At 75.9% G+C, this 25367-nt stretch carries 25 protein-coding genes; 15 read left to right on the forward strand and 10 right to left on the reverse strand.

Features of this window, described 5'->3' with window-relative positions:
• The 4 genes from ACL02O_RS27230 to ACL02O_RS27245 form a co-directional block, all read right to left on the reverse strand.
• Positions 1–217 (reverse strand): hypothetical protein (locus ACL02O_RS27230; protein ID WP_412821016.1); only part of this gene is annotated, 217 nt, incomplete at its 3' end.
• The gene (locus ACL02O_RS27235; protein ID WP_412821017.1) at positions 210–1925 is read right to left on the reverse strand and encodes a DNA polymerase Y family protein; all 1716 of its coding nucleotides are present in this window, start codon (positions 1923–1925) and stop codon (positions 210–212) included. The genes ACL02O_RS27235 and ACL02O_RS27230, both read right to left, overlap by 8 nt.
• Positions 1922–2704: a hypothetical protein gene (locus ACL02O_RS27240; protein ID WP_412821018.1), complete on the reverse strand. Its 783-nt coding sequence runs from the start codon at positions 2702–2704 to the stop codon at positions 1922–1924. The genes ACL02O_RS27235 and ACL02O_RS27240 overlap by 4 nt, the downstream gene beginning before the upstream one ends.
• A 144-nt stretch (positions 2705–2848) precedes the next feature.
• Positions 2849–3352, reverse strand: coding sequence for an SAV_6107 family HEPN domain-containing protein (locus tag ACL02O_RS27245; protein WP_412821019.1), 504 nt, complete (start codon positions 3350–3352; stop codon positions 2849–2851).
• Positions 3353–3901: 549 nt separating this feature from the next.
• On the opposite strand from ACL02O_RS27245, the gene ACL02O_RS27250 reads away from it, so the two are divergent.
• The 10 genes from ACL02O_RS27250 to ACL02O_RS27295 all read left to right on the forward strand — a co-directional run bounded on the left by ACL02O_RS27250 (position 3902) and on the right by ACL02O_RS27295 (position 12963).
• Positions 3902–5299, forward strand: a complete 1398-nt coding sequence (locus tag ACL02O_RS27250; protein ID WP_412821020.1) for a ferredoxin reductase family protein — start codon at positions 3902–3904, stop codon at positions 5297–5299.
• A 20-nt stretch (positions 5300–5319) separates the two neighbouring features.
• Positions 5320–5811: an FMN-binding protein gene (locus ACL02O_RS27255; protein ID WP_412821021.1), complete on the forward strand. Its 492-nt coding sequence runs from the start codon at positions 5320–5322 to the stop codon at positions 5809–5811.
• Between the two features lie 14 nt (positions 5812–5825).
• A complete protein-coding gene (locus ACL02O_RS27260; protein WP_412821022.1) occupies positions 5826–6638 on the forward strand; it encodes an FAD:protein FMN transferase in 813 nt (270 codons plus the stop codon).
• 136 nt (positions 6639–6774) lie between these two features.
• Positions 6775–7500 (forward strand): TetR/AcrR family transcriptional regulator C-terminal domain-containing protein, encoded by a 726-nt coding sequence (locus tag ACL02O_RS27265; protein ID WP_412821023.1) that lies wholly within the window; start codon positions 6775–6777, stop codon positions 7498–7500.
• 202 nt (positions 7501–7702) lie between these two features.
• A complete protein-coding gene (locus ACL02O_RS27270) occupies positions 7703–8191 on the forward strand; it encodes a YbaK/EbsC family protein (protein ID WP_412821024.1) in 489 nt (162 codons plus the stop codon).
• On the forward strand, positions 8188–8922 hold the full coding sequence (locus tag ACL02O_RS27275) for a monooxygenase (RefSeq protein WP_412821025.1): 735 nt from the start codon (positions 8188–8190) through the stop codon (positions 8920–8922). The genes ACL02O_RS27270 and ACL02O_RS27275 overlap by 4 nt, the downstream gene beginning before the upstream one ends.
• Entirely contained in the window at positions 8919–9485 is a 567-nt protein-coding gene (locus tag ACL02O_RS27280) for a GNAT family N-acetyltransferase (protein ID WP_412821026.1), read from the forward strand. Before ACL02O_RS27275 ends, ACL02O_RS27280 begins: the two co-directional genes overlap by 4 nt.
• Complete coding sequence (locus tag ACL02O_RS27285) at positions 9485–10339, forward strand: carotenoid biosynthesis protein (RefSeq protein ID WP_412821037.1); 855 nt, start codon at positions 9485–9487, stop codon at positions 10337–10339. Before ACL02O_RS27280 ends, ACL02O_RS27285 begins: the two co-directional genes overlap by 1 nt.
• Entirely contained in the window at positions 10336–11463 is a 1128-nt protein-coding gene (locus ACL02O_RS27290) for a glycosyltransferase family 2 protein (RefSeq protein ID WP_412821027.1), read from the forward strand. The genes ACL02O_RS27285 and ACL02O_RS27290 overlap by 4 nt, the downstream gene beginning before the upstream one ends.
• Before the next feature lie 12 nt (positions 11464–11475).
• Positions 11476–12963, forward strand: a complete 1488-nt coding sequence (locus ACL02O_RS27295; RefSeq protein ID WP_412821028.1) for a phytoene desaturase family protein — start codon at positions 11476–11478, stop codon at positions 12961–12963.
• A gap of 24 nt (positions 12964–12987) precedes the next feature.
• On the opposite strand, the gene ACL02O_RS27300 is transcribed toward ACL02O_RS27295, so the two are convergent.
• Complete coding sequence (locus tag ACL02O_RS27300; protein ID WP_412821029.1) at positions 12988–13677, reverse strand: CDP-alcohol phosphatidyltransferase family protein; 690 nt, start codon at positions 13675–13677, stop codon at positions 12988–12990.
• A 44-nt stretch (positions 13678–13721) separates the two neighbouring features.
• The gene (metF, locus tag ACL02O_RS27305; RefSeq protein WP_412821030.1) at positions 13722–14639 is read right to left on the reverse strand and encodes a methylenetetrahydrofolate reductase [NAD(P)H]; all 918 of its coding nucleotides are present in this window, start codon (positions 14637–14639) and stop codon (positions 13722–13724) included.
• A gap of 232 nt (positions 14640–14871) precedes the next feature.
• Between metF and ACL02O_RS27310 the strand changes: the two genes are divergently transcribed.
• Together ACL02O_RS27310 and ACL02O_RS27315 are read left to right on the forward strand one after the other, a co-directional pair.
• Complete coding sequence (locus ACL02O_RS27310) at positions 14872–16272, forward strand: helix-turn-helix domain-containing protein (RefSeq protein ID WP_412821031.1); 1401 nt, start codon at positions 14872–14874, stop codon at positions 16270–16272.
• A 9-nt stretch (positions 16273–16281) separates the two neighbouring features.
• Positions 16282–17364 (forward strand): polyprenyl synthetase family protein, encoded by a 1083-nt coding sequence (locus ACL02O_RS27315; RefSeq protein WP_412821032.1) that lies wholly within the window; start codon positions 16282–16284, stop codon positions 17362–17364.
• 103 nt (positions 17365–17467) lie between these two features.
• Here the strand turns inward: ACL02O_RS27315 and ACL02O_RS27320 are convergent, their stop codons facing one another.
• Positions 17468–17851: an Rv2175c family DNA-binding protein gene (locus ACL02O_RS27320; RefSeq protein ID WP_412821033.1), complete on the reverse strand. Its 384-nt coding sequence runs from the start codon at positions 17849–17851 to the stop codon at positions 17468–17470.
• A 163-nt stretch (positions 17852–18014) separates the two neighbouring features.
• Here ACL02O_RS27320 and pknB point away from each other — a divergent pair, with 163 nt between their 5' ends.
• Together pknB and ACL02O_RS27330 are read left to right on the forward strand one after the other, a co-directional pair.
• On the forward strand, positions 18015–19994 hold the full coding sequence (pknB, locus tag ACL02O_RS27325) for a Stk1 family PASTA domain-containing Ser/Thr kinase (RefSeq protein WP_412821034.1): 1980 nt from the start codon (positions 18015–18017) through the stop codon (positions 19992–19994).
• A 5-nt stretch (positions 19995–19999) separates the two neighbouring features.
• Entirely contained in the window at positions 20000–20860 is an 861-nt protein-coding gene (locus ACL02O_RS27330; RefSeq protein WP_412821038.1) for a deoxyribonuclease IV, read from the forward strand.
• Between the two features lie 181 nt (positions 20861–21041).
• Here the strand turns inward: ACL02O_RS27330 and ACL02O_RS27335 are convergent, their stop codons facing one another.
• From ACL02O_RS27335 to ACL02O_RS27345, 3 genes are all read right to left on the reverse strand, one after another.
• Positions 21042–22061, reverse strand: a complete 1020-nt coding sequence (locus ACL02O_RS27335; RefSeq protein WP_412821039.1) for a threonine aldolase family protein — start codon at positions 22059–22061, stop codon at positions 21042–21044.
• A gap of 120 nt (positions 22062–22181) precedes the next feature.
• Complete coding sequence (locus ACL02O_RS27340) at positions 22182–23588, reverse strand: class II 3-deoxy-7-phosphoheptulonate synthase (protein ID WP_412821035.1); 1407 nt, start codon at positions 23586–23588, stop codon at positions 22182–22184.
• Between the two features lie 113 nt (positions 23589–23701).
• Positions 23702–24199 carry a hypothetical protein gene (locus ACL02O_RS27345; protein ID WP_412821036.1) on the reverse strand — a complete coding sequence of 166 codons (498 nt, stop codon included), beginning with the start codon at positions 24197–24199 and terminating at the stop codon, positions 23702–23704.
• Positions 24200–24540: 341 nt separating this feature from the next.
• On the opposite strand from ACL02O_RS27345, the gene ACL02O_RS27350 reads away from it, so the two are divergent.
• On the forward strand, positions 24541–25367 hold an 827-nt coding region (locus ACL02O_RS27350; RefSeq protein ID WP_412821040.1), incomplete at its 3' end, for an AraC-like ligand-binding domain-containing protein.

Here is a 25367-nt window from a genome sequence, read left to right on the forward strand (position 1 = left end):
GGATGGCGGTGGTGGGGGTGGGGATGGCGGTGGTGGTGGTGATGATGATCATGGTGGCGTCGTCGGTGGTGGCGATCCGGCGCGGCGATCCGTTTGCGCCATCAAGTTCGTAGCGTCCGGCGGGTCGTGCGTACCGTGGCCAGCGGACCGGGCCACGGCGCAGCCCGACAGGCGTCCGCCCGGGCACGGTCGCGCGCCGCTCAGCCCGCTCAGTCATAGACCGCCTCCACCAGCCACTGGCCGCCCTCGACCGCGAGCAGCAGGGCGGCGCCGTCGGCCAGGCAGACCTGGAACCGGGCCCGGCGACGCGCCTCGGCCGGAGCCCACCAGCGCTCGTCCACCGGCCACGGACCGGCCCAGCCGACGATCTCGGCCGGACGGCCGGTGCCGACGACCAGCCGGGCCGGCGCGGCGCTCACCGCCAGCCGGGCGCTGACCGCGACCGGTTCCCCGGCGGCGTCGTGCACGGCGGCCAGGAGCGGGGTGGGCAGCACCACGGCCGGCGCGGGCGGCGGCAGCCGCCCCGGCCACGGCGGGACGGCCGCCCCGCCCGTCCTACCCGACCCCGCCACTGGTGATTCACTCGCTTTGCGACGAGTCGGGCTGTCCGGGGCGGGGGATGCCACGGTTTGCGCCCATCCTGAGTGGATCAAGGGCTGGCTGCCAGGCTCGGCCAGCAGGGGCGGCGGGCCGGGGCGGGCGGGGCGGCGCTCGTCGCCCCACGGGACCAGGCGCACCTGGTCCGCCGGGGAGCGTCCGCCACCGAGCACGGCGGTGACCACCGCCTCGGGGCCGAGGATGCCCTGTACCCGGCTCAGCGCGCGGTGCGCCCGCTCCCGCTCCTCGCCGGTCTCCCCCCACAGCCCGGGTTGCAGGCCGGCCTGGGCGAGCACCCCGTCCGGCACCAGCCGCAGCCGGATGATCCCGGCGGTGGGGCGGGTCGGGCGGGCACCGCCCCGGCCGTTGCTGCCGGAGAGCCAGCCGTCCAACTGCCAGCGGACCCGGTCGGCGATGGCCGCGGCGGTGAGCAGGCCGTCGTGCCGCCAGACCCGGTGCAGCTCCTGACCGTGCGCGGTGACCGCCTCGATGCCGAGCCGGGTGCAGGCCAACCCGTACCCGGCGAGTCGCTCGTGCAGTTGCTCGGCCAGCATCCGGGCCGCGAACGCCGCGGCGTCGACCCGGTCGAGCGGCTCGTCGTAGTCGGCGGTGACCGTCAGGTCGGCCGGCGGCTGCCGGACCGCGAGCGACCGGTGGTCCCGACCCGCGGCGAGCCGGTGGGCCAGCGCCCCGTCGAACCCGAACCGGGCCAGCACGTCACCGGCGGGCAGGGCGGCGAAGTCGCCGAGGGTGCGTACCCCCAGCCGGCGCAGCAGGTCGGTCAGGGCGGGCCGGCCGAGCGCCTCGACGGGCAGCGCGGCCAGGAACCCGGGACTCTCCCCGGGCGGCACGATCCGCCCGCCCCGGGCGGCCAACCCGGCGGCGAAGACCCCGTCGGCGATGCCGACCTGGCTCTCCACCGCGCAGGTCTGGGCGACGTGCTCGACGATCCGCTCGGCCGCCGCCGCCTCCTCGCCGCCGAGGTAGCGGCTCGGCCCCCGGGCGGCCAGCGCGCAGGCACCGGGCCGGAGCACCTCCACCCCGGCGGCCACCTCCTCGACGGCGGCGACCACCGGCTCGAACGCCCGGGCGTCCCGGCCGGGATCGTGGTCGACGACGGTGAGCTGCGGGCAGCGCCCCTGCGCCTCCCGTCGGCGCAGCCCGCGGCGTACGCCCTCGGCGCGGGCCCGCTCGGAGCAGGCGACCACCCGGTTGGCGTGCAGCACCACGACCGGGTCGGTGGCGGGCACCCCGTCGACGATCTCGGCGGCGAGGACCGGCCAGTCCGGACACCAGAGCAGCAGGGTCCGCACGGGCGCGCCGGTCATGCCGGTCCGACCACGGTGAACGCGCCACGGCGTGATCCGTCGGCGGGCGCCACCACGCGCAGCGGCGCGGTACGCGCGGGGCGCGCGGCGACCCCGACGCCGGCCCCGGCCGGCCGGGGGATGACCCGGGTCAGCTCGTCGCCGGGCAGCCACACCTTGATCTCCTTGGGACGGGCGGCGGCGCCCCGCCCGCGCGCCGAGACGGTCACCTCCCGGCGGCGCAGCCGGCCCCGGCCCGCCCCGAGCCCCTCCCAGACGCCGCGGACCACCTGGAGCGTGACGTCCGCGCCGTCCCACCGGCCGTACGGGACGAGCACGCTGCCGCGCTGCCGGGCCCGGGCGGCCAGCCGGTTGGCGACGGAGGCGGAGACCGTGGCCGGCACGGCGGTGACCACCACGTCCACCCCGTCGATGAGCGCGGCGACGACGGTGGGCCACTCGGGGCCGGGATTCGGCACCAGGGCGAGCCGGTCCAGGGCGATCCCGGCCTCGGCCGCCGCGCCCGCCCCGAAGGTGGGCACCCCGACCACGGCGCACCACGAACCGGCCCGGGACGCCTCGGCGAGCAGGGCGAGGATCAGTGACGTCCCGCCACTGCGCCGGGGCTGCCCGACCCCGACCGCGATGGTGCTGCCGCGCCGCAGCCCGCGGTGGGGCAGCAGCCCGGTCAGCTCGCGCCGGACGGGCAGTACCCGGTGGCCGCCCGCCGGGTCCGGCGCGCTCGCCGGGCGTACCAGCTCGGCCAGTGCGGCGGAACCGACCACCATCCGGCCCGCCATCGGACCTACCCCCCGTCGTGTCGCGCGGGGCGTCCCCCGTCAGGTGCTGGTGCTGGGTTGCTGGATCAGAACAGTGCGTCGGGTGACGCAGGGCGGCGTCCGGCCACCACCCGGGTCCCGCCGGTGGCGGCCGGACGCCACGACTCAGGCGGCGGCTGCTCCGGGTCGCGGCGTGGCGTCCGACCCGCCGAGCCGGAAGGGCCGGTGCAGGCCGTCGATCGCCGGCTGGTGGGCGAGGCCGAGCGCGGTCTCCACCACGGTCACGAACTGCTCGGCGGCGCGGAGCAGGTCGTCGGCCTCCCGGGCGGTTACCACCCGGGGGATGCCGGCCTCGGCGGCGGCCCGCTTGCTCGCCCCGGCGGCGAAGTAGCCGGCCCACTCGTCGAGCTCGGGGGCGACGCTGGCGAGCAGCACCCAGACACTGGTGATCCGGTTGCGCCGGGTGGGTGCGGGGCGGGCGCGGGCGGCGAGCAGGGCGGCGGCGGCGCGCAGCGCCGCCAGGTGGGCGGCGGCGTACCGGAGGCCGTCGGGGCGGGTCCGGGCCGCCTCGGCCAGCCCGTGGCGGGCCACCACGAGCAGCTGGGCGGGGGTGCGGTGCGGCAGCACGTGCGCGGGCACCGTGGGCGCCTGGGCCGGACTGGTCGACATGGTCTCTCCTCCGCGTGGGCCGGGGCGGGCGGGCCGCGCGACGGATCGGATCCGCCGGCAGGGACGCCCGGAGCGGGTGGTGCGGAGGAAGACGCACCGGATGGGGGCCGGCCGGGTGTGGACGCTTCCCCACACCACACCCGGCCGGCGTACCGGCGGGTTCGTCGCCCGCCGCCCGGGGGTCGTGGGCGGCGGGCGACGATCCTGCCTGACGGGTCCGGACTCGCGACTGTCCGGAGCCCGGTGCGGTCCGCGGAACCGCACCTCCCGGGAGCCGGCGCCGCGAAACACCGCTCCCGGGCGTTGGAACGAGCGTACGACTGAATCGAACACTCGTTCTAACTACCCCGACAGTACACCTCCCCTCCGACGAAAATGCAACGTGTGACGCGCCCACCGCGCCGATCACCGCCGGACCGGCGCGTCGCCGGGACACGCCGGAGGGCGATTCGGATTCTCAGCCGGGGCACAGCATCGGCAAAGGGGGCACAGAGTTCCCCGCTCCAGGGTTGACGTCATGAACGTCAGCCGTACCGAGAAGACCCCCCGGTGACCGCCACCGTGGCCGGCCGGCGGGCCGTGCGCCGCACCCTGCCGACGGTCCCCCGCTGGTGGGCCGACGTCGCCGGCAGCGCCGCGGTGCTCAGCCTGCTGGTCGTCACCGCCCTCTGGACCGCCGACCGTGGGGTGCAGGAGCTGCTGGGCGGCGTCGCCACCGGGCTCACCTCGCTCGGCCGGCTCGCCGGCCTGGTCAGCGCCGACCTGATGCTCATCCAGGTGGTGCTGATGGCCCGGGTGCCGCTGGTCGAACGGAGCTTCGGCCAGGACCGGATCGCCCGCTGGCACCGGCTCGCCGGCTTCACCTCCTTCAATCTCCTCCTCGCCCACGTGGCGCTGACCGTCCTCGGGTACGCCGGAACCGCCCGGCAGGACGTGCTGGCCGAGACCTGGGACCTGGTCGTCACGTACCCGGGGATGCTGCTGGCCACCGCGGCGCTGGCCCTGCTGGTGCTGGTGGTGGTGACCTCGGTACGGGCGGCGCGTCGCCGGCTGCGCTACGAGTCCTGGCACCTGCTGCACCTGTACGCGTACCTGGGCATCGCGCTGGCGCTGCCGCATCAGCTCTGGACCGGCGCCGACTTCCTCGCCTCGGCGGCGGCCCGCGCCTACTGGTGGACCGTCTACCTGCTGGCGCTGGCCAGCGTGCTGGTCTACCGGCTGGGGCTACCCGCCTGGCGGTCGCTGCGGCACCGGATCGAGGTGGCCGCGGTGGTCCCCGAGGCACCCGGGATCACCTCGATCTGGTTGCGCGGACGCGACCTGCACCGGCTGCCCGCCCGGGCCGGGCAGTTCCTCCTCTGGCGGTTCCTGGACGGTCCCGGCTGGTCCCGGGCGCACCCGTACTCGCTGTCGGCGCCGCCGAACGGGGACCTGATGCGGATCACGGTCAAGGACCTCGGCGACGACAGCTCGCGGGTGACCACCCTGCGCCCCGGCACGAAGGTGCTGGTCGAGGGACCGTACGGGCGGCTCACCGGGCAGCACTGGCGGGGCGGCGGGATCACCATGCTGGCCTGCGGGGTCGGGATCACCCCGCTGCTGGCGCTGCTCTGGGAGCTGCCGTACGCCCCCGGCCAGGCCGTGCTGCTCTACCGCGCGCGTACCCCCGAGGACCTGGCCTTCCGGGCGGAGCTGGACCGGCTCGCCGCGGAGCGCGGGCTGGTCGTGCACTACCTGGTCGGCCCCCGGGCGACGCGCCCGAGCTGGCTGCCGGCGTACGCCGAGAGGATGTCCGACGCGCAGGCCCTGCACCGGCTCTCCCCCGGCATCGCCACCCACGACGTCTTCCTCTGCGGACCGGACGGCTGGGTCGACGCCGCCCGCGCCGCGACCCGCGCCGCGGGCGTCCCCGACGCGCACACCCACCACGAACGCTTCGCCTGGTGACAGGCACGAAAGGAGGATCCGTGCGACGGATCACCATCTGGCTGCTCTCCACGGTGGCCGCGCTGGTCCTGCTGTTCAGCTACAAGACCAGCACCATGGGCGCGGGTGGGGAGACCAGCGCGATCGCCTCCGGCTCGGACGGCTCGGCCGGCAGTTCCTGGACCGCGACAGACGACGGTGCCGGCTCCGGCTCCGGCTCGTCGAACGGCTCGTCGGGGGGGTCGTCGAGCGGCAGCGGGACGGCCACCGGGTCGGTGGCGCAGACCCGGTGGGGGCCGGTGCAGGTGCGGATCAGGGTCTCCGGCGGGAAGATCACCGACGTCACGGCGGTACGGGTGCCCGACGGCAACCACCGGGACCAGGAGATCAACGACTACGCGGTGCCGATCCTGCGGCAGGAGGCCCTGGCCGCGCAGAGCGCGCAGATCGACACCGTCTCCGGGGCGACCGTGACCAGTGACGGCTACCGGGAGTCGCTGCAGTCCGCGATCGACGCCGCGCACCTGAAGTGAACGGGGTGGAAATGATGAACCTGACGACCGACCTGGACCGGCGCGCCTGGGTGGTGCAGGTGATGGGGCTGCCGGTCAGCGTGCACCTGCGGGGGCCCGAGGTACGCGCCGACGCGGTGGCGGAGCGGGTGGAGCGGACCTTCGCCGAGCTGCGCGAGCTGGACGCGGTGTTCAGCACGTACCGGCCGGACAGCGTGCTGGGCCGCCTCGGTGGCGCGCCGCCGGACCCGGCCACCGCCGACCCGGTGCTGCGCGAGGTGGTGGAGCTCTGCGAGGAGGCCCGCGCGCGCACCGACGGGTGGTTCGACGCACGGCGCCTGCCGCTGCCCGGCGGCGGCACCGGTTTCGACCCGTCCGGCCTGGTCAAGGGGTGGGCGGTGGAGCGGGCCGCACGGCACCTGGCCGACCTGCCCGGGCACGACCTCTGCCTCAACGCCGGCGGGGACGTGCTGCTGCGTACCGCGCCGGGCCGGCCGGCCTGGCGGGTCGGGATCGAGGACCCCGACCACCCCGAACGGATGCTCGACGTCGTCGAGCGGGCGCACGGCGCCGTCGCCACCTCCGGCACCGCGCGGCGCGGCGCGCACATCACCGACCCGCGGGCCGGTCGGCCGGCCTCGGCCGTCCGGTCGGTCACCGTGGTCGGCCCCGAGCTGCTCTGGGCCGACGTGTACGCGACCGCGGCCGTCGCCCGCGGCGCGGACGCGCCGGCGTGGCTGGCCGCCCTGGACGGGTACGCGGCGCTGCTGGTGGACGCCGCCGGCCAGGTCCGGGCCACCCCGAACTGGCCCGGTTCCCGATCGGCGACCCGGAGTTGGGCCGGGTAGTCGGGCAGGTCGGCCTCGGTCTCCCGGCGAGCCGGTGCCGGCATCGCGTGGGCGGGCCCGGACCGACCTCTAACTGCGTCTGTCGGATACAGAATTACTGTAGAGACCATTCGGCCGGCGGACAAGAGGGGTGCCGATGGACAACGGCGGCGTCGACAAACGACGGCTCTACGAGCTGCTGTGGGTTACGCCCACCGGGCCCCGGCGCGGGCCCCGGCCCACCCTCACCCTGGACGCCATCGCCCGGGCCGGCATCGCCATCGCCGACGCCGACGGGCTCAACGGGCTGATCATGCAGCGGGTCGCCGAGTCGCTGGACGTCACCAAGATGGCGCTCTACCGGTACGTGCCCGGCAAGCTCGAGCTGGTCGCCCTGATGCTGGAGACGGCGATCGGGGAGCCGCCCCCGCCACCGGCGGGCGCCGACTGGCGCGGCCAGCTCGACGACTGGACCCGGCAGATGTTCGACCGTTTCCGCCGCCACCCCTGGGCGCACGCCGCGACCATCATCCCGCGGGTGCCCGGACCGAACGAGCTGACCTGGCTCGAACGGGTCGTCGCGGCCCTCACCGGCACCGGCCTGACCGCGGCCGAGCAGCTCGACGTCGCGGTGCTCCTGATCGGACACGCCCGCAACCTGGCCCAGCACGCGGCGGCCGGCACCGCACCCGAGCAGGGCCGGGAGGCCGCGCTCACCGTGCTGGTGCGCGGACGGGAGGAGCGCTTCCCGGCGCTGGCCGCCGCACTGCACTCGCCCGTCGCCGCCGCCGACACCGACCAGGCCTTCGACTTCGGCCTGGCCCGCATCCTCGACGGCATCGAAGCCCTGATCACCGCCCGCACCGCCGCACCCCGTTCCTGACCCGACCCACCCGCCGCCCCCTGACCCACCGAAAGCCCGCCCCCTGATTCACGGAAACAGTGGCCTCCCGAGCGGGAATGGGCACCCTTTCCGTGAATCAGGGCGGATCCCGCGGACGGTGACAGCCGGCGGCGAGGGCGGTGGGCGGGACACGGCGGTGGGCGGGTGGGGCGACCGGAGACGCAGCGGGGAGAATGGCGGGATGCAGCCACACCCGAACGTGCAGGCGGTGCAGCGGGCGCTCGACGACGCGGGCGCGCGGGACGGTTCCGGCGGGGCGAGCCAGGTCCGCCTGCTGCCCGAGGCGGTGCACACCGCCGCGGCGGCGGCCGAGGCGCTCGGCGTCGGGGTCGGGGCCATCGCCAACTCGCTCATCTTCGACGCCGACGACGCGCCGCTGCTGGTGCTCACCTCCGGCGCGCACCGGGTGGACGTGGCCGGGCTCGCCGCGTCCCTCGGGGTCACCCACCTGCGCCGGGCCACTCCGGACTTCGTCCGGCAGCACACCGGGCAGGTGATCGGCGGGGTCGCCCCGGTCGGCCACCCCGGGCCGCTGCGCACCCTGGTGGACACGGCCCTGGCGGCGTACGACGAGGTGTGGGCGGCCGGCGGCGTGCCGCAGGCGGTCTTTCCCACCACGTACGCGGAGCTGCTGCGGATCACCTCCGGCACCCCGGCCGAGGTGGCGTGAACGCTGTCCCCGAACTGGTCACGCTGCACGTGTGGCGGATCCCCCGGGCGGCGTTGCCCGGTGCGCTGCGGCGGATGGCGACGCACCCGTGGCGGCTGCGTCGCCTCCCCGGCGTCCGGTTCGCCAAGCTGCTCGGCACCGGGACCGGCACCGGCTTCGGCCCGGGCGACGCCGACCTGACCCGCTGGGCCGCCCTGGTGGTCTGGGACTCCCCCGCCGCCGCGGCCGGCTTCGACGCCTCGCCCGTCGGACGCTCCTGGGCCCGGATCGCGCGCGCCGCGGTCCGGGTGGAGCTGCGCCCGCTGACCAGCCGGGGCGAGTGGTCCGGCCGGCGGCCGTTCGGGGAGCCGTCCGGCGGCCGGGTCGACGGTCCCGTGCTGGCGCTGACCCGGGCCCGGCTGCGGACCCGCCGGGCGGTCACCTTCTGGCGGGCGGTCCCGCCGGTCGCCGCGGCCCTGCGCGCCGCGCCCGGGCTGCTCGCCCGCTTCGGCGTCGGCGAGGCCCCGCTGGGCTGGCAGGGCACGGTGAGTGTGTGGCGCGACCCGACGGACCTGGTCGCGTTCGCGTACCGTCAGCCCGAGCACCGCGCCGCGATCACCCGGACCCCCACCGAGGGGTGGTACGCGGAGGAGCTGTTCGCCCGGTTCGCGGTACGTGACGTGATCGGCGACCGGGCGGTGCTGGGCTGGGCGGCAGAGGACGGCCGGGAAACGGCGAGAGGACCCGAATGAGGTTGGTGCGCTGGACGCCGGACGATCTGGTCCGACGGCTGGACGACGTGGTGGCCGTCTACGGCGAGGCGATGGGCTACCGCGCCGACCTGCTGGAGGCACGCCGCGGCTACATCGCCACCCACGTCCGCCGGCCCGGCTTCCGCGCCGTCGCCAGCCTCACCGCCGAGGGACACCTGGCCGGCTTCGGGTACGGCTACCTCGGCGCCGCCGGCCAGTGGTGGCACGACCAGGTGCACCGGGCGCTGGACACCGCGGCCAGGCGGCGCTGGCTGGCCCACTGCTTCGAGGTGGTGGAGCTGCACGTCCGGCCGCCCGCGCAGGGCCACGGTCTCGGCGCCGGCCAGCTGCGGGCCCTGCTCACCATGGCGGAGGGGACCACCACGCTGCTCTCCACCCCCGAGGCGGACGAGCAGCGCTCCCGCGCCTGGCGGCTGTACCGCCGGTTCGGCTTCGTCGACATCCTGCGCCACTTCCACTTCCCCGGCGACGAACGGCCGTTCGGGGTGCTCGGCCGGGACCTGCCGCTGCCCCCACCGGGCCCCGGCCCGGCCTCGCCGTGATCCGGCGCCGGCTGCCCTGGGCGGTGCTGGCCGTCCTGGTCCTCACCCAGATCTGCTACCCGCTCACCGCCGGTGCCACGCGGGCCGGGCTGACCGTGGTCACGGTCGGACTCGGCTGGCTGCTCTCCGTCGGACACGCCCTGCTCAGCCGGGGTACGCGTACCGCGCTCGCGCTGGTCGTGGTGGCCACCGGCGGCGGCTTCGCGGTGGAGGCGCTGGGCGTGGCCACCGGTGTCCCGTTCGGCAGCTACGAATACTCCGGCGAACTCGGCCCGAAGCTCGCCGGGGTGCCGCTGATCATCCCCCTCGCGTGGACCTGGATGGCCTGGCCGGCCTGGCTCACCGCGGTCCGGCTGACCGCGGCCGCCCCCGGACCGGCCGGAGACCGGGCGGCACCCGGGTGGGTGGGCCGCCTCGGCCGGATCGCCCTCGCGGCGGTCGGGCTGGCCGCCTGGGACCTCTTCCTCGACCCGCAGATGGTGGCCGAGGGCTACTGGGTCTGGCGGGACGCCGTTCCGGCGTTGCCCGGCCTGCCCGGCATCCCGGCCCGCAACTACCTCGGCTGGCTGCTCTTCGCGGTGCTGCTGACGGCCGCGCTGCGCCCGCTCGCCGGGCCGGCCGTCGACCGCACCGACGGGCGGGACGCGCCGATGTTCGCGCTCTACCTGTGGACGTACGCCTCCAGCGTGCTGGCGCACGCGCTCTTCCTCCGGCTGCCCGCCTCGGCGCTCTGGGGCGCGGCCGGCATGGCGGTGGCCGCCGTGCCGCTGGCCGTGACGCTGTGGCGCGCCCGCCGCGCCGGCGCCGCCCGCCGCGTCCCGGAGCCGGCTCCCCGGGTCGACGCCCCGGCATGATCCCCGTCCTCGTCCTGGTCACGGCCGTCGCCGCGCTCACCGTGCACACGCTGGTCAACGCCACCCGCTGGCTGCGCCGACCCGCCGCCGACCCGGTCGAGGTGGCCGAGGCGGTGGCGGTGCTGCTGCCGCTGCGCGACGAGGCCGCCCGGGTGACCCCCTGCCTGCGCGCGCTGCTCGCCCAGCGGGGCGTACCCGACCTGCGGATCGTGGTGCTCGACGACGGCTCGACCGACGGCACCGCCGACGTGGTTTGCGCGGTGGCCGGCGACGACCCCCGGCTCACCCTGCTCACCGGGGTCCCCCCGCCGCCCGGCTGGCTGGGCAAGCCGCACGCCTGCTGGCAGCTGGCCACCCGGACCGGTCCGGCCCCGACCGTGCTCGCCTTCGTCGACGCCGACGTGGTGCTCACCCCGTACGCGGTGGCGGCGGCGGTGGCCGAGCTGCGCGCGGCGGACGCGACGCTGCTGTCGCCGTACCCCCGGATCCTGACGCGGACGGCGGCCGACCGGTTGGTGCAGCCGCTGCTGCAGTGGCTGTGGCTGACCTTCCTGCCGCTGCGCGCGATGGAACGTTCGTCCCGGCCGTCGCTCGCCGCGGCGGGTGGGCAGTTCCTGGTCGTGGACCGGGCCGGCTACCTGCGGGCCGGCGGGCACGCGGCGGTGGCCGACCGGGTCCTGGAGGACATCGAGCTGGCCCGAACGGTCAAGCGCGCGGGCGGCCGGGTCGCCCTGGCCGACGGTTCCCGGCTGGCCGCCTGCCGGATGTACGAGAGCTGGCCGCAGCTGCGTGACGGCTACACCAAGTCGCTGTGGGCCTCGTTCGGCCACCCGGTCGCCGCCGCCGTGGTGGTCGCCCTGCTGCTCCTGCTCTACACCGCTCCCCCGCTGGTGGCCGGGGTGGCACTGGCCGCCGGGGCGCGGGCCGTGGCCGCCCTCGCGGCGCTGGCCTGGCTGCTGGGCGTCGCCGGGCGGCTCGTCACCGCCCGGGCCACCGGCGGGCGTGCGTGGCCCGACGCGCTGGCACACCCCGTATCCATCGTGGTCCTCGGTTGGTTGATTCTGCGGTCGTACCATCTGCGGAAGCGACGCCGGCTCACCTGGCGGGGTCGCCCGGTCAGCTAGGAGGGGCACGGCATGGCGCGGATCGTGGTCGTCGGCGCCGGCGTGGGCGGGCTGGCCGCCGCCGCCCGGCTGGCGGTCACCGGACACGAGGTCACCGTCTTCGAACGGGCCGACACGGTCGGTGGCAAGCTCGGCCGGTACGCGCACGACACCCCGCAGGGGAGCTACCGGTTCGACACCGGGCCCAGCCTGGTCACCCTGCCCCAGGTCTTCCACGACCTGTTCGAGGCGACCGGGGCGAAGCTCGACGAGTACCTGGACCTGGTGCCGCTGGACCCGATCGTCCGGCACGTCTTCCCCGACGGCGGACCCACCCTGGACTCCTGCGCCGACCCGGCCGAGTTCGCCACGCGGATCGGCGCGGCCCTCGGCGACCGGGCCGCCGCCGACTGGCAGCGGCTCTGGCGGCGGGCCACCCGGGTCTGGGCGGCATCCCACCGGGACATCCTGGGCCGGGCCATCGACTCCCCCCGGGACCTGGCCGCGCTGGCCTGGCGGCTCGGCGACCTCGCCGCCATCGGGCCCGGTCGCACCCTGCGCGGCCTGGGCCGCAGCCACCTGTCCGACCCGCGGCTGCGGATGCTGCTCGACCGGTACGCCACCTACACCGGCGCGGACCCGCGTCGCGCGCCGGCCGCCCTGGTCGCCGTCCCCTACGCCGAACTGGCCTTCGGCGGCTGGTACCTGCGCGGCGGGCTGGGCACGCTCGCCGACGCGCTGCTCTCCCGCTGCCTGGACCTGGGTGTGGTGGTGCAGACCGGCACCACGGTCACCCGCATCGACGCCACCGGCGGCCGGGTGCACGGGGTACGGCTGGCCGGGGTGGCCGCCCCGGTCCCGGCCGACGTGGTGGTGGCCAACGTGGACGCGCTCACCCTCTACCGGGACCTGCTGCCCAGCCCGCGCCGGCTGGCCGGGCTGGCCGACCGGAGCCTGGCCGGCTTCGTGCTGCTGCTCGGCGTACGCGGGGATTCCGGGCTGGCCCACCACAACGTCTTCTTCCCGCGCGACTACGACGCCGAGTTCGACGCGGTCTTCGGCGACCCGGGGCGGGGCGTGCGGGCCCGGCCGGCCCTCGACCCGACGGTCTTCGTCACCGTGGCCGACGACCCGACGGTCCGCCCGGACGGGCACGAGGCGTGGTTCGTGCTGGTCAACGCCGCGCGCCACGGCACCGCCGCGGGCGCGGTCGACTGGCGCCGGCCGGGGCTGGCCGAGGCGTACGCCGACCGGATCCTCGACGTGCTCGCCGAGCGGGGCGTGGACGTCCGGGACCGGCTCGTGTTCCGGGAGATCCGCACCCCGGCCGACCTGGGCACCGCCACGGGCGCCCCGGGCGGGGCCATCTACGGCACGGCGGGCGGCCTGCTCCGCCCGGCCAACCGGGGGCCGGCGGCCGGGTTGTGGCTGGTCGGCGGGTCCACCCACCCGGGCGGCGGCCTGCCCATGGTGACCATCTCGGCGCAGATCGTCGCCGACGAGATCGGCCCGGCCTGGTAGGCGCACGGCAGGCGAGGACGTGGGTCAGCCGGCGTCGATCAGGGCGCGGCGGACCGCGGAGAGCAACTGCCCGAGGCCGAAGCCGGCCAGCAGCACCCACACCGTGGTCGCCATGGTGATGGTGCCGGCGGTCAGGTCGACGTCGATCAGCCCGGTGAGGCCGGCGACCAGCAGCCCGACCAGGGCCACGCAGACCCGGGTGGGGCGCTCCCCCACGGTGACCGCGCCGATCTCCCGCATCCCCGCCGAGACCGCCCTGGCCCGCACGTACTCGTGCAGCCAGGACAGCCCGCCGGCCGCGGCGACCAGCGCGCCCGGCGCGCCGAGCAGCCAGAACGCGGTCAGCCAGGCGGCCTCGCCGAGCCGGTCCGCGACCGAGTCGTAGACGTAGCCGAGCCGGGTGGTGCGGTTGGTGACCACCGCCACCGCGCCGTCGACGCTGTCCGCCACGGCGGCGAGCAGCACGAACAGCGCGCCGAGCATCGGCCCGTCGCCGGCCCGCCCGGCCAGCAGCGGTACGCAGAGGCAGAGCAGCACCCCGACCACGGTCACCGCGGTCGGGCCGATCCGCAGCCGGCCCAGGATGTAGCCGACGTGGTAGGCGAAACGCAGCCAGGCGCGGACCACCGGCGCCGCCGCCCGGGGATCGAAGCCGCCGTGCAGCCGCGCCCACGCGGTCGCGTACTGGTCCCAGTTCAGCTGTGTGCCCACCACGGGTCAACCGTAGAAGGGTGGTGCGGGTGTCGTGGGCCGGGCGCTCACACCCGCGCGTCGGCCCGCAGGTGCTGCCAGACCTCACGGGTGGCGGTGGACCGGTTGAGGGTGATGAAGTGGATCCCCGGCACGCCCTCGTCCAGCAGCTTGGCGCACATCTCGCTGGCCTGCTCGATGCCGAGCCGCCGGACCGCCTCCGGGTCGTCGGCCACCCGCTCGAACCGCTCGGCGAGCGCGGGCGGGAACGGCGCCCCGGACAGCTGTACGGACCGCTCGATGGTGCCCAGCTGGGTCACCGGCATCACCCCGGCCAGGATCGGGGTGTCGCAGCCGGCCGCCACCACCCGGTCCCGCAGCCGCAGGTAGTCGTCGGCGTCGAAGAACATCTGGGTGATGGCGAACTGGGCCCCCGCCCGGCACTTGCGGACGAAGTGCGCCGTGTCGCTGGCCACGTCCGGGGAACGCGGGTGCTTGTAGGGGAAGGCGGCCACCCCGACGCTGAAGTCGCCGGCGTCGCGGATCAGCCGGACCAGCTCCTCGGCGTAGCGCACCCCCTGCGGGTGCTGGACCCACTCGCCGCCCGGGTTGCCCGGCGGGTCACCGCGGACGGCCAGCACGTTGCGGACGCCGACCGAGGCCAGCCGGCCGATGACGTGCCGCAGCTCGGCGACCGAGTGGTTGACGGCGGTCAGGTGCGCCATCGGCAGCAGGGTGGTCTCGGTGGCGATCCGCTCGGTCACCGAAACCGTGGTGTCCCGGGTCGAGCCGCCCGCGCCGTAGGTGATCGAGACGAACGAGGGGCGCAGCGACTCCAGCTCGCGGATGGCCTGCCAGAGCAGGCGCTCCCCCTGCGGGGTCTTCGGCGGGAAGAACTCGAAGGAGAAGGTCGGCTGGCCGTCACGGATCAGCTCCCCGATCGCCGGCTGCGGGTTGGGGAGGACGGAGGGAAGACCGAGCGCCACGCCCCGACTGTAGTCGCCACGTCCCGCCGTACCCAGGATCTTCCCAGCCAGCGAACACGACGCGGCGGAGCGTCGTACCCCGGGGGTAGAAACGGGGCAGCGCGGTGGGACCGGCCGGCGGCCGGCCGGCGGCCGGCGTCCCGGGGGCCCGCGCGGGGGTCAGCACGATCGGCGGCGCGCCGGTCCGGCAGGGCCGGGCGTCGTCACCGGCGCGACGCCCTCCGGAGGCCCGATGAGCCCGTTCCCGCCCCCAGACCCGCGCCCGCTCGGGCCGCTCCTGGCCGAGCTGCGGTCCGCGCGCGGCTGGAGCCAGCAGCGACTCGCGGCGGCGCTCTGCGCCACCTCCGGCGTGCCCACCCTGACCCGGCACGAGGTCTCCCGGTGGGAGCGCCAACGGCGGCTTCCCGGCGACTTCTGGCTGGGCTGGCTCGCGGTGGTCCTCGGGGTGCCCGGTGGGCTGCTCGCCGGCGCGGCGACGCACAGCCGCCGGCTGGGGGTGGTGCCGGCGGCGGTCGGCCCGGCCGCCGCCCGGTCGCGGGCCGCCCTGCTCACCCTGGCGCACCGCTGGTCGGCCGACCCGTCCGGCGCGACGCTCGGCGGGCCGCTCGCCGCCCCGGTGGCGCCGGACGACCCGCCTCCGGACCCCGGGTCGGATCCGGGCGTGCCGCCCGACCTGGCCGAGCTGCGCGGCTGGGACGACCTGCTGGGCGGGGCGGACCTGGCCGGGCACGGTGCCCGCCGGCTGCGCCGCGCGGTCCGGGGCTACCGGGTCGCCGGGCCGGCCGGCCGCCGCCGACTGCTGCCGGCGCTGGCCGAGTCCGCTCAGCTCGCCGGCTGGCTCGCCGCCGACGCCGGGGAGGTGACCGGCGCCCTGGACGCCTACCGGCTGGCGCTGCGCGCGGCGGTGGCCGCCGCCGATCCGGCCCTCGCCGGGCACGTGCTCGGCTCGGCGAGCCACCTGCTGGCCGGCGTCGGCGACCCGGCTGGGGCGCTGGCACTGGCCCGGGCCGGGTACGCGGGCTGCCGCGACGCGGCCTCGCCCGGGTTGCGGGCCCTGCTGCTGCACCGGCTGGCGTTCGCCGCCGCACTCGGCGGGCGCTCCCGGGCGGCCCGCCAGGCGCTCGACGCCGCCGCGGGCGCCGGCGGCCCGGCGACCGGCCGGGAGCCGCCCTGGCTCTACTGGCTCGACCCGGCCGAACTGGCGGCGCTGACCGGTCGCACCCTGGTCCTGCTGGGCCGGCCCGGGCCGGCGGTGCCGCTGTTGAGGCCGGTCGCGGGCGGTCGGGGCCGGCCCCGCCGGTCGGCGGTCTACGGCGGCTGGCTGGCCCGCGGGCACCTCCAGCTCGGCGACGTCGAGGCGGCCTGCGCGGTGGCCGGGTCGACGCTGCTCGACGCCGTCCGGTCCGGCTCGCCCCGGGCTGTCGGCCAGCTCACCGAGGTCCGCCGCCGGTTGGCCGGGCACCGCGACGAGCCGGCGGCCCGGCGGTACGCCGACCTGCTCGCCGTGGCCCGGCCCTGGCTGCCGTCCCGGCCACCCGACGGGCCCGGGGCAGCCCGCTCACGGCGGCCCCGGGCCACGCCCCGCGCGCCACACCGAGCCGCCGGCACGACGGGACCGGCCGGGACCGGCTAGCGTTCTGGCGTGACCCACGCTGCCCCCGTCTCCCCCATCGACCGCGCCGGCCTGCGCCAGCGGATCGACAAGTCGCTCACCGAGTTCCTCGCCGGCCAGCGCGGCTGGCTGACCGCCGTGGACGACGGCCTGGTGCCGGTCGCCGAGGCGATCGAGGCGTTCGTACTGGGAGGCGGGAAGCGGCTGCGCCCGGCCTTCGCGTACTGGGGCTACCGGGGTGCCGGCGGGATCGACTCCGACCAGGTGGTGAGCGCCCTGGCGGCGTTGGAGTTCGTGCAGGCCAGCGCCCTGATCCACGACGACCTGATGGACCGCTCGGACACCCGGCGCGGCGAGCCGGCGGTGCACCGGCGGTTCGCGGCCCGGCACCGGGCGGCCGGCTGGGGCGGCGACCCGGACGGGTTCGGGGACGCTGCGGCGATCCTGCTCGGCGACCTCTGCCTGGTCTGGTCGGACGAGGTGCTGCACTCGGCCGGCCTCGACCCGCGTACGGTGGCCCGGGCCCGGCCGGTCTTCGACGAGATGCGCACCGAGGTGACCGTCGGGCAGTACCTGGACGTGTTGACCCAGGCCACCGGGGACACCTCGCGGGAACGCGCCGGCAAGGTGGCGCGCTACAAGTCGGCGAAGTACACGGTCGAGCGGCCGCTGCTGCTGGGCGCGGCGCTGGCCGACGCGCCGGCCGAGGTGCACGCCGCCTACTCGGCGTACGGGCTGCCGCTGGGCGAGGCGTTCCAGCTCCGCGACGACGTGCTGGGCGTCTTCGGGGACCCGGAGCGCACCGGCAAGCCGGCCGGCGACGACCTGCGCGAGGGCAAGCGGACCTACCTGGTGGCCGCGGCCCTGGAGGCGGTTGACGAGGCCGGCCGGGAGCTGCTGCTCGGCTGGCTCGGCGACCCGGAGCTGGACACCGCGGGCGTGGCCCGGCTACGCGAGCTGATCACGGCGAGCGGGGCGCTGGAGCGTACCGAGCGGCGCATCGCCACGCTGACCGAGAGCGCGCTGGCCGCCCTGACCACCGTCGACCTGGACACCGAGGCCCGGCAGGCCCTGGTCGACCTGGCCATCGCCGCCACCCGCCGCACCGACTGACCACCCCGTCCCCGCCCGTGGATCATGAGGTTGACGGCGAAGTCGAGCTCCGATGACGCCGCCACCCCCATGATCGACGCCGGGGACGGGTGGGGCGGGTGGGTCAGAAGCCGAGGGCCTGCGCGCGGCGCTTGATCTCGCGGGCCTGGTCGCCGCCGAGGGCGGCGGCAGGCGTGCCGGGGAGCGTCGGGTCCTCCCGGTAGAGCCAGCGCAGCGCCGCCTCGTCGTCGTATCCGGCGTCGGCGAGCAGGTTGAGCACGCCGGGCAGGTGCTTGAGCACGGTGCGGTTGGCCACCAGGTCGGCCGGGACGCGGCGGACGCCGTCGCGGCGCACCGCGATCAGCTCACGGTCCCGGATCATCTGGTGCACCTTGCTGATCGAGAGGTCGAGGCGCTCTGCCACGTCCGGCAGGGTCAGCCAGCCGGCCGGGTCGGCGGGCCCGGGCAGGTCGGCGCCGGCCGGGTCGGCGGGTACGGAATCGGTCACCCGAACACCCTGCCACGTGCCGGCCCGGATCCGGCACCGGCACCCCGTCCAGGCGGTTTGCCCAGGCCGGAGGGGTGGCCGTGCGCGTCGGGCCCGCCAGGTCGCACCCCGGCTGTAGCATCCTGTTCAACCTTCACCCGACGGACACATAGACTGCCTGCCGATGGACACACAGGTCGCCGACACGTTGCTGGGCTCGCTGATCGACGGGCGCTACCGCATTCGCGGTCGCGTGGCTCGTGGCGGCATGGCGACCGTGTACACCGCCACCGACGAGCGCCTGGAGCGCACCGTGGCGGTCAAGATCATTCATCCCACCCAGGCGCCCGAGGCCCGGGCCCGCATGGCCGGGTTCCTGCAGAGGTTCACCGACGAGGCGAAGACCATCGCGCGCCTGACCCACCCCAACGTGGTGGCGGTCTACGACCAGGGCGTCCACGCCGGCCTCCCCTACCTGGTCATGGAGTACGTCCGGGGGCGCACCCTGCGCGACGTGCTGACCGAGCGGCGCCGGCTCAACCCGGCCGAGGCGCTGGCCATCGCCGAGCAGATGCTCGCCGCGATCGCCGCCGCGCACCGGGCCGGTCTGGTGCACCGCGACGTCAAGCCGGAGAACGTGCTGGTCGCCGAGGCGCCCACCGGCGGCCCCGCCAACCTGGTGGACAGCGTGGTCAAGGTGGCCGACTTCGGGCTGGCCCGCGCGGTCGAGGCGAGCGCCGAGGAGAACGGCAACCAGCTGATGGCGACCGTGGCGTACGTCGCCCCGGAGCTGGTCACCGAGGGGCGCGCCGACCCGCGCACCGACGTCTACTCGGCCGGAATCGTGCTGTTCGAGATGCTCACCGGCCGGGTGCCGTACGACGGTGACCGTGCGGTGGAGGTCGCCTGGCAGCACGTCGACCGGGACGTACCCGCCCCGTCGACGCTGGTCCCGGGGCTGCCGAAGGTCCTCGACGACCTGGTCGGCCGGGCCACCCGCCGGGATCCGGGAGCGCGCCCCACCGACGCCGGCGCGCTGCTGGCCGAGCTGCAGGTGGTCCGGGACGACCTGGGCAACTCGAACTCGCACACCACGGTGCTGCGCCGGGTGGCGGACGAGGCGCCGGTGGCCCAGCCGACCATGGTGGTGGCGGCGGTCCGCCCGGCCGAGCGCCCCGCCTGGGCCCGACTGCCCGAGGCCGGTGGGCAGCGCCCGCACCGGCGCCGGGCCGCCGTCGAGGACGAGACCGTCGGTGCCCGGCTGGCCGGGCTGCGTACCCGGGTGATGGGTTCCCCGCGGGGCCGGCTGGCGGTTACCGCGGCGGCCGTGGTGCTCGGCCTGATGGCCGCGTTCGGCGGCTGGTGGTTCGGGGTGGGGCGGTACACGGTCGCCCCGCAGCTGGTCAGCCTGACCAAGGCCGAGGCGGAGGCACAGGCCGCCCGGGGCGGCTTCACCCTCCGGTACGCCGAGCCCCGCTACGACGAGAAGGTCCCGAAGGACAGCGTGCTGGGGCAGGATCCGACCTCCGCCGCCCGGATCGTCAAGGGCGGCACGATCACCCTGACCCTGTCGCTCGGCCCGGAGCAGGTGTCGGTGCCGGACGTGGTGGGCCAGGACTTCGAGCTGGCCAAGAGCCAGCTCACCGACGCCAAGCTGGTCGCGGTGAAGGGCCCCGCCAAGTACGACGACGCGCTCCCGGCCGGCGTGGTGCTGGAGACCAACCCGAAAACGGGCACGGTGGTCAAGCCCGGCGCGAAGGTGACGCTGGTGCTGAGCAAGGGCCGGGCCCCGATCAGCGTGCCGAACCTGGTCGGCAAGAACATCAACGAGGCGCGGAATCTCCTCGCCCAGCTCGGGCTGACCCCGGTCGAGGCGTACAAGGACTCGGACAAGCCCAGGGACGAGGTCCTCGGCCAGAGCCCGGCCGACGGCGCCGGCGTGGAGAAGGGCACCCAGGTCAAGTTGGAGATCAGCAAGGGGCCGGCGCAGGTGGTCGTCCCCCGGGTCGTCGACATGCCCTGCCAGCAGGCGAAGCAGGTGCTGGAGAGCCAGGGCTTCCCGGTCAACGTCCAGCTCAACCCGAACGGGACGGCCCGCTTCCAGAACCCGGGCGAGAACACTCCGGTGCCCCCCGGCACCACCGTCACGGTGACCTGCCTGTGAGCCCGGTGAGCGCGCGCCGGCGGGTCGGTTCGCACACCCCCACCTCCGGCGGCCTGGCCAAGGCGGCGCTGCCGTACGTCGACGCGGCCGCCTCCGAGGTGGTGCAGGTCTACGTCGCCAACTCGCGGGGCTGGGCCCTGCCAGCCGGCGACCCGGCGCAGGACGCGCTGTTCCGGGACGGCTGCGGCGAGCGCGGGGTGCCCGTCTTCATCCATGCCTCGCTGCTGGTCAACCTCGGCTCCCCCACCCCGGCGACGGTCGAGCGGTCGGCGCAGACCCTGGCGCACGCGCTACGCCGGGGCCGGGCGATCGGCGCCGAGGGGGTGGTCTTCCACGCGGGCAGCGCGGTGGACGCCGGGCACGCCGAGGCGGCGATGCGGCAGGTACGCGAGGCCCTGCTGCCGCTGCTGGACGAGACCGCGGCGGCCGGCGGCCCGATGCTGCTGGTGGAGCCGAGCGCCGGGGGCGGCCGGTCGCTGGCCTCCCGGGTCGAGCACCTGGGCCCCTATCTGGACGCGGTCGAGCGGCACCCGATGATGGGCGTCTGCTTCGACACCTGCCACGCGTGGGCCGCCGGGCACGACCTGGCCGCCGAGGGCGGGATGACGGCGACGCTGGACACCCTGGTCGCCACGGTCGGCCCGGACCGGTTGAAGCTGGTGCACGCGAACGACTCGAAGGACCTGTGCGGCTCGACCCGGGACCGGCACGAGAACATCGGCAAGGGCACCATCGGCGAGCCGGCGTTCGCCGAGCTGATGCGCCACCCCACCACGGCGGGCGTCCCGGTCCTGGTGGAGACCCCCTCGGAGAAGCACGTCGGGCACGCCGCCGACATCGCCGTCCTCAAGCGCCTCCACCCCTGACCCGGCCCCACCCACCACCCCACCCGGACCACCCCGCACCGCGCCAGGCCGCGCCAGGCCAGGCCGCACCGCGCCAGGCCGCGCCACGCCAGGCCGGGCCGCGCCACGCCGAGTTGATCAAGGAGTTTGGGTCAGCCGGCACGCGGATTCTGACGCAAACTCCTTGATCAACAAGCTCCGGTCAGGCGCGGAGGATGCGGGTGAGCAGGTCGGCGGCGCGGTCGACCTGGGTGTCCGACACGTCGAGGTGGGTAACCAGACGGGCGGTACGCGGGCCGAGCACCGAGATCAGCAGGCCCTCCGCCCGCGCGGCGGCAGCGAGGGCCTTCGCGTCGAGCGGATGCTTGGTCAGGTCGAGCGGGACGATGTTGGTCCGCACCGGCGCGGCGAGCACCCCGAACGGGGCGACCGCCTCGGCCAGCCGGGCCGCCTTGGCGTGGTCCTCGGCGAGCCGCTCGACGTGGTGCGCCAGGGCGTACCGGCCGGCGGCGGCGAGGACGCCGACCTGCCGCATGCCGCCGCCCATCCGCTTGCGGACGAACCGGGCCCGGGCGATCCTCTCCGCACTGCCCACGACCAGCGAACCGACCGGGGCGCCGAGGCCCTTGGAGAGACAGACCGACAGGGTGTCGAAGAGCGCGCCGTACTCGGCCAGCGGCACCCCGTCGGCGACGTGCGCGTGCCAGATCCGGGCGCCGTCGCAGTGCAGGGCCAGGTCGTGGTCGTCGGCGATCCGGCGCAGGTCGCGCAGCGTCGCCAGGGGGATCACCCCACCGCCGCCCCGGTTGTGGGTCTGCTCCACGGCGATCGCCCGGGTGGGCACTGCGAAGTAGCCGTCGGGACGGATCATCCCGGCGACCACGTCCGGGTCGAGCTCCGCGCCGACCGCCGGCCAGGTCCGCGACGAGATTCCCCCGTACGCCGCCGCCGCGCCGATCTCGTACGTGACGACGTGCGCGTCGGCGTCGCAGAGCAACTCCTCCCCGGGCGGCACGAGCAACTGGAGGGCGATCTGGTTGGCCATCGAGCCGGTCGGGGCGAACAGCGCCGCTTCGTGCCCGAAGAGCGCGGCGACCTCGGCCTCCAGGGTGGCGACGGTAGGGTCCTCGCCATACACGTCGTCGCCGACGTCGGCGGTGGCCATGGCCTCCCGCATCCCGGCGGTGGGCCGGGTCACCGTGTCGGACCGCAGGTCGATCATGTCGTCAGCCACTGTCATCCCTTCGGCTACCGGCTGCGGGGCTCGCAAGCTCACTCCCCGCGTCAGCCACTGTCATCCCTTCGGCTGCCGACTGCGGGGCTCGCAAGCTCACTCCCCGCGTCAGCCACGGAGCATCTCCGCCACCAGGAAGGCCAGCTCCAGCGACTGCTGGGTGTTCAGTCGCGGGTCGCAGGCGGTCTCGTACCGATCGGGCAGGTCGAGGTCCTCGATGCCCTGCGCGCCGCCGAGGCACTCGGTGACGTCCTCGCCGGTCAGCTCCACGTGCAGGCCGCCCGGGTGGGTGTCCAGGCCGCGGTGCACCTCGAAGTAGCCGAGCACCTCGTCGACGATCCGGTCGAAGTGCCGCGTCTTGTAGCCGTTCGAGGACTCGTGGGTGTTGCCGTGCATCGGGTCGCACTGCCAGACCACCTTGGCGCCGGCTGCGGTGACCTTGGCGACGATCGGCGGCAGTGCGTCCCGCACCCGGTGGTTGCCCATCCGGCTGATCAGGGTGAGCCGGCCGGGGATGTTGTCCGGGTTGAGCTTCTCGCACAGCTCGATGGCCTCGTCCGGGGTGGTGGTCGGGCCGAGCTTGACGCCGATCGGGTTGGCGATCCGGGAGATGTAGTCGATGTGCGCGCCGTCGATCTGCCGGGTGCGTTCGCCGATCCAGAGGAAGTGCCCGGAGAGGCCGTACGCCCGGTTGCCGGAGATCCGGGTGAGCGCGCGGTCGTACTCCAGCGCGAGGGCCTCGTGGGAGCAGTAGAGGGTGACCGTCCGCAGCGCCTCGTCGTCGGTCATCCCGCAGGCCCGAATGAACGCGATGGCCCGGTCGATCTCCCGGGCGATCGCCTCGTAGCGCTCGCCGGCCGGCGACTGCCGGACGAAGTCCTTGTTCCAGTCGTGCACCGCGTGCAGGTCGGCCAGCCCGCCGGCCAGGTACGCGCGGAGCATGTTCATCGCGGCGGCCGAGTTGGCGTACGCCCGGATCATCCGTTGCGGGTCGGCGACCCGCGCCTCCGGCGTGGTCTCCAGCGAGTTGATCATGTCGCCGCGGTACGCGGGGAGCCCGCGCGCGTCGGTCGGCAGCGACCGGGGCTTGGTGTACTGGCCGGCGACCCGGGCCACCTTCACCACCGGCAGGGACGCGCCGTAGGTCAGCACGATCGCCATCTGCAGCAGGGTGCGGGCGTTGGCCAGCAGGTGGCTTTCGGTGTTGTCGGCGAAGGTCTCCGCGCAGTCGCCGCCCTGGAGCAGGAACGCCTTGCCCTCGCAGACCAGCGCGAGGCGCTGCCGGAGCTGGTCGACCTCGTACGGGGCGACCACCGAGGGCACCGTGTCGAGCACCTTGCAGACCTCGGCGACCTGGACCGGGTCCGGCCAGGGCGGGGTCTGCGCGCGGGGCAGGTCCCGCCAGCGGTCCAGGCCGAGGGCCGCATCCTCGGCGGAGTTGGCGGTCGGACGGCTGGTCTGCAGGCTCGGGCTGCCCACCGCGGGGTGACTCAGCTGGTGCCACTCATGGCGCATGACAGAAAGCGTACGGCGACCGCCGGGGCGACCCGCCGCCGAGGGGCACGGTTCCGGCCACTGGGAGACGACCGCCACACCCGGGCGGGACGCAGGTCGGCCCGGATGACGGGTCACGGGGTGACGGCCGGCTCCGGGGTGTTGCCGCCCGGCGTCTCACCGGCGATGCACCAGTCGGCCCCGCTGCGGGTGACCGTGAACAGCAGCGGCCGGGTGGCCTTGTGGGACCCGACGGCGACCGTCACGGCCGTGCTGACCTCCTGGCCGTGCGCGCCGGACCGGACGTCGGTGATGGTGGCCTCCGGGACCGTGAAGTGGTCGGCAAAGTCGCCGTTGGGGCCGGTGGCGGCGGCGTCGAAGGACGGCTGGGCGGGCGCGCAGAGCTGGCTGCGACCCGCGTCGACGTCCTTGGCGGCCATCGCGTCGAGGTACGCCTGCACCCGTTCCCGGCTCTTGGCGGCGGCCTCCTCGGCCGGGGCCTTCTGCTGTCCGGCGGAGCCCGAGCCGCTGCCGGAGTCGCCCAGGCCGGCGAGACCGCAGCCGGTCAGGGCGGCCGGCAGGAGCGCGAGCAGGGCGGCGCCGGCGGCCACCCTCCGGTGCGACTGACCCATCGGTCCTCCCATCGACGCGGGGCATCGAGACGTGCCGAGCCGCGAGTGTGCCACATCGACCGGCGGACCGGTCGGCGACCTCCCCATCCTCGCCCCCGATCGCCCCGGTCGGCGGCACCGGCGCGCGGCGGCCGACCGGGGTACGCAGCCCTCCCGGGGCGGGGCGGGGCGGCGTGGCGTGGCGTGGTTAGTCTCGGCTGGCGGCGCGGCGCCGGACCGCGGGCACCGGGGAGGTGAGGCTCATCCTCGCCGTGGCCTCGGTCGACACCGCGTGGTTGCCGCCGGCGGAGCGGTTCGACTTCTGGCAGGACCTGGTGGCCCGCGAGTCGGTGGCCGCCCGGATCGACAGCGCGCACGCGGACGACTTCACCGCCTCGGCCCGGGCGGTCGACCTCGGTGTGGTGCGCCTCGGCGCCTGGCGCCACCCGTCGCTGGACTTCACCCGGACCGCGCGGATGATCAACAGCACCGACCCGGACCGCTACCAGCTCGCCCTGCCGCTGTCCGGACACGGGATGATGTCGCAGGGCCGCCGGACCGGCCGGCTCGACCCGGCCGGCTTCGCCCTCGTCGACACCGTCCGGCCGCACAGCTCCCACCACCGGCCGGACCGGGCGGGCGCGGGACCGGTGGAGACGCTGACCGTCCTGCTACCGCACGGCGCTGCCGCTGCCCGCGCGCCGGGCGGCCGCGCTGCTCGGTGCGGACATTCCCGCCGACCGAGGGATGGGCGCGCTGCTCGCCGGTTTCCTGCGGCGGATCATGGCGCACCCCGAGCAGTACGCGCCGGGCGACGCGCACCGGCTCGGCCGGATCGCCCTGGACCTGATCGCCGGCACGCTGGCCCGGCGGCTGGACGCCGGGCGGGAGCTGCCGGTCGAGGTGCGGGTCACCGGGCTGCGGGCCCGGGTCGAGGCGTTCATCCGGCACCGGCTGGACGATCCGGCGCTGACCCCGCGGCCGCGGCGGAGGCGCACCACCTGTCGCTGCGGTCGCAGCACCGGCTTTTCGAGGGCACCGGCACGACGGTCACCGCGCTGATCCGTACCGGCCGGTTGGATCGCTGCTTCCGGGACCTGGCCGACCCGCGGCTGCGGCTGCGGCTGCGGCTGCGGCTGCGGCTGCGGCTGCTGACCGTGCACCATGGCATAAAAGTCGTAAAAATCGT

Source organism: Micromonospora mangrovicola, assembly GCF_047200535.1.
GTDB lineage: Bacteria > Actinomycetota > Actinomycetes > Mycobacteriales > Micromonosporaceae > Micromonospora.